The 4,532-nt window shown below is 36.9% G+C and carries 2 protein-coding genes and 1 tRNA gene; 2 read left to right on the top strand and 1 reads right to left on the bottom strand.

The window, feature by feature from the left end:
• Positions 1-760: 760 nt before the first annotated feature.
• Complete coding sequence (locus GQO39_RS08040) at positions 761-1,705, top strand: N-acetylmuramoyl-L-alanine amidase (protein ID WP_156851704.1); 945 nt, start codon at positions 761-763, stop codon at positions 1,703-1,705.
• A gap of 1,116 nt (positions 1,706-2,821) precedes the next feature.
• Here GQO39_RS08040 and GQO39_RS08035 read toward each other — a convergent pair.
• Positions 2,822-4,027, bottom strand: coding sequence for a porin (locus tag GQO39_RS08035; protein WP_156851703.1), 1,206 nt, complete (start codon positions 4,025-4,027; stop codon positions 2,822-2,824).
• Between the two features lie 308 nt (positions 4,028-4,335).
• On the opposite strand from GQO39_RS08035, the gene GQO39_RS08030 reads away from it, so the two are divergent.
• A tRNA-Ser gene (locus GQO39_RS08030) sits at positions 4,336-4,426 on the top strand.
• The last annotated feature ends 106 nt before the right edge of the window (positions 4,427-4,532 follow it).

Here is a 4,532-nt window from a genome sequence, read left to right as displayed (position 1 = left end):
AAACGGAGAAACGCAAATGATACTCTTTAGAAACGTAAAAATATTCTCCACATCACTTTCTTATTGTTTAGGTTAGAGACAGCGCTATAGTCTGATACTTTACGGTCTTTTATATTTACGAGCACTTTCTTTGACATCAAACAAACAGCTAAGCGGTATCAAATAACGGATAAATATTTTATCTGAAACGCTTTTACAGAAAAATGCGGGTATTATCGTTCAGGTTTTGTTCGGGATATTGCTGAGGCTAGAACTCACCATTACCTTTTTGCAACAAATATTTATACGATTTCGGGTAAAAATCATATGGATACATGAATTATAGAGAGATTTTTATTGCATGATGAAAACACAATGACTCTTGGAGATTGTTTTATTCAGTTTAAGAAAGATTCTCTGCACGCATTGATTTAGAGATGAGGGATATGCTTTTAAGAGGGGTGAGAGAAAACTTCTTTTATAAAAAAGTAAGAAGGGATCTCGTATTATTTGCGACTGTACAGAAAAAGTTTGCAAGCTTTGTTTGGAAATACACCAGTGAAGAGTTAATCTCAAAAATGCATTGTTAATGTAATTGCCAATAAATTGCCATAAAAATTTCATAAAATACTCTCCAACATTTTTACACTATCGCATGATGGTTAAGCGGTATGTCTTTTGTGCGGTGATATCGGGCTGTATGTTGCTCAGCACTCTTTTTGCATACTGTCTTTTGTGAAGCGCGATGGTATTTGTGAACTAGAAAAAAGGCAGGATTTCTATGTATCATATTGATTACAACAGTTATCGTTCTATCAAAAGTTTTAATCGTCGTGTTCATTTTCTTGTTATGCATTATACTTCCATTAATTTTAAAGAGTCGGTTATGGCTCTTACAGGAGAGAGGGTTAGTGCCCACTATCTTGTTCCTGATCCATCAGAGCAGACGTATATTGAGGCAGGGTTTAAGGATATGCGTATCTTTAATCTGGTGGATGAAAATGAGCGTGCGTGGCATGCGGGTGTGAGCTCATGGGCGGGGCGTAATAATATAAATGATACCTCTATTGGGATTGAAATAGTCAATTTAGCTACGGGTCATTCTGATAGTGGAGAACAGACGTATGTTGATGCAGCTTTAAAGGATGCGCGTGTTTTAAATCTCGTTGATAAAGATGGGTGCCAATTACAGACGGATGTTGGTTCATGGGCTGAGGGCACTCATGTGAGTGGTACAGCTCTGCAGCTTGAGACAGTTAACCTCATTACTTATAATAATGAGGATTTTGTATTTCCTCCTTATAATCCAACGCAAATTGATGCAGTTAAGGAACTGGCATTGAATATTCTTCAACGGCATCCAGATATCATGCCAGTCGATGTCGTTGGACACAGTGATATTGCCATTGGCAGGAAAAGTGATCCAGGGGCAGCTTTTCCGTGGAAAGAACTTTATGCGGTTGGCATAGGGGCATGGTATGATGATGAACTAAAAAATCACTATCAAGAGAAGTTCTGTGAGAGTTTTCCAGCTAAAGAGGATATTTTGGCTAAACTGAGATGTTATGGGTATGATATTTCGATTGCAGGTACCGAAATTGGATATAAGAATTTGATACGAGCATTTCAGCTTCATTTTCGTCAAGAGAATTATGATGGGATTTTGGATGTTGAAACAGCAGCTATTATTTATGCTTTGGTAGATAAGTATTTTCCGTCAAGTTAATACAACAGTGGACGTTTTCCGGTGAGTTTTGCTTTTTGCCGATTGGGCTTGTGTGAGAAAAAGCTATCTGTAAAGCAATTCATGGGAAAAGGATGAGAAAACTTAGTAAAAAGTGAATTTTAAAAACTCGTTTCTTTATTGTATATGGAACAGCCTCATTAAAAAAGATACGTGAAGTTAGGGTGTTGTGCATAGTACAGAAAACATAATGCTCAAGAGTTAAAAGAAAAGAGGGGAGTGTTGTGTAAAAAAGAATTTTATAAAGATGATTCGTTATTTTACAATTTGAATGAGAGTTCCCAATATAGTAAGGTTTTTTCATTTCAAAGTTTTACATTAGACATTAGAAAATTATTTATTTGCATGTCATGAACGAAATCAGTATGCGGATAAGAAACGTTTTAGAAAGGAGGCAATATACCTCCCGTGGAACGTCTCTGTGCAAAAGCGGTTGCAACATTGAAAGCTGGTAAATAAATTGATAGCATGGGCTTATTATTTTAAAGGGTAAAGATGGGGATGTCCAAAGAATCTTGCATTATTTCTCCTCTCGTAATCATTAGATATGAAAAGTATGGATTGTAGTTCTGTACTTGTTGTATACAGTAAGTGTGTGACGATGATTGAAAGAAGCAAGCAAGGTATGCGCGCTGCAAAGAATATATGTGCGATATTTTCAGAATTTTGAAAAATATACATCACCTCTGATTTTAAGAGGATATTTTTGACGTATTTGCAAATATTAAAGTTGTAAAGAATTTCGTTGTTTATTTTAGCGCTATCATTTTTACTAAAAATATTTCTATGATCAATTATCTAGTGCGTTGAAGCTATATCTCGCTTGTTTTGTTTTCTCTAGAGGATATTTGCACACTTTTGATGATAAATTCTTTGATAATGAAGATCTGCATTATTTAGACTTACATGCAAGGCTTATGAAGTGTGCTTATCAACATTCATCCGGTTCATTTATTTGGAATATTTTTATAACAGTAAGCAGATTTTTTGTAGAGATAGTGGCAAAAAAATATCACGGAACAGTGTTATAGCCATCATGGGAAAGTGCAAAAACTGGCAACATATGTTACCAGTTTTTGAAAGTGTAGTCCAAAAGGATTAGAATGAGCGCTGGAAGCGAATCATACCTTGTAAAGCACTTTTCTTATGCAGAGCATGTGTATATGTCGTAGCAGCGTCTATGCTTTTTAAGGAGCGATCATCATTCCAAGAAACGTAAGTGAGCTCTGGTGTAATCACAAAACCTGGAACCAGCGTGTATGCAATATTTACAGAAGTTGCAAAGGTTTTTACAGCGCTATAAGAAACTTGAGCATTTAGATTTGCTTTTGAAGTGAGTTTGTAAGTTGCACCAGCCCATGCAGCCCATTTGCCTCCCCAGTTCGCATAGATTGTCGTATTTTCTCGTGATAATACGTCGTTTGCATCTTTTGTGTAGTAATCAACGCTATTTTTATAGCCAGCCATTGCCCATAGGTTAAAACGATCATTGACATTGAAATCTACACGTACCTTACCAGCCCATTTTTTGTAGTAAGAATCATAAGCAGCAACTGTTGAAAAACCACCCCATTTTTGCATAAATTTTATACCAAAAACCAGATTGGGAGTGTAATCTTTTATTCTTTTACTTGGGAGACTATCTGTAGGAACGACAGCAATTTTATCATCTTTATCAATATAGTAGTATGCACCTTCGATGGAGGCAGGACCATCGGCGTTGCCTAATTCGGCACCGATAATGGCAGAAAAGCCAGAGTCACCACTAAAGGTATAAGAGATAAAATTGGTACGTGTGATACCACTTGGCGCTATACTGTCATCATTTAGAACGTTTCCATAACCGCCTGTCCAACTGTTGAAAATTGTGTCATCAAGACCTACACGAAAACCGCCAAGTTCAATGTAAGCAGCTGAGAGTGTTGCACCAGCTTTGTTAGCACCATTCCCCCAGCTTGAGTAGATTCGTGCATAGGAACGAAGTGTTCCCATTTCTGTTTCAGAAGCGGCTTGAAAAACAAGGGTTAATCGTGATGATGCACCATATGTTTTTCTTTTTTGAGCTAATTCAGCGTCGGTTGTAGCATCAACGTTATCACCGCCTAGAAAATCAGCGCGGACATTTCCTGATAAACGCATGCAAGTTTCTGTTCCGGGGATATAGAAATATCCTTTTCCATATGCATCGCAAACGCGAACATATTCCACAGGCTCTGGTTCTGCAATTACTGTTGAAGCTGCTTGTGCTCCAGAAATTGCTAAAAAAGCTGCTGTAGAGCTTAAAAATAGGGATTTAATACTCATAGTGGATCTCCAATGAAAGGTAGTGTAATTTTTTCTAAGGAATATTATTTGTTCAACTCATGAAAGGCAAAAATACGCGATACTCGTAATGCTAGCTATACTGATCTTTTTTAAAGATACAAATATGAAATTACCCTTTTGAAGGATATTCATGTACTATTCAAGGCAATGTGATAAAAAAGGCACAATTTTCATTTTGTTAGCTTTTTATCCTCTGTGGGTCACTAAAAAAGAAAAAACTTAGATATTTTTGAAAAAAATCGAAAATGTCTTGAAGTTTCTGTTGATACCATTTATGCACTCTCCTTGGAGAGGTGGCCGAGTGGTCGAAGGCGCTCCCCTGCTAAGGGAGTAGGGCTCAAAAGGCTCTCGAGAGTTCGAATCTCTTCCTCTCCGCCACTCAATTTTCTCCTATGTATAATGTATTGATTCTTTGTAATCTTTTTAAAGGTTCGGGAACGTTAACAAAAGTTCGGGAATAGGATTTTCCAACATACCGTTACAA

This window comes from Bartonella refiksaydamii, from assembly GCF_902652675.1.
Taxonomy (GTDB): Bacteria; Pseudomonadota; Alphaproteobacteria; order Rhizobiales; family Rhizobiaceae; genus Bartonella; species Bartonella refiksaydamii.
This window is presented reverse-complemented; position numbering and strand designations above follow the sequence as displayed.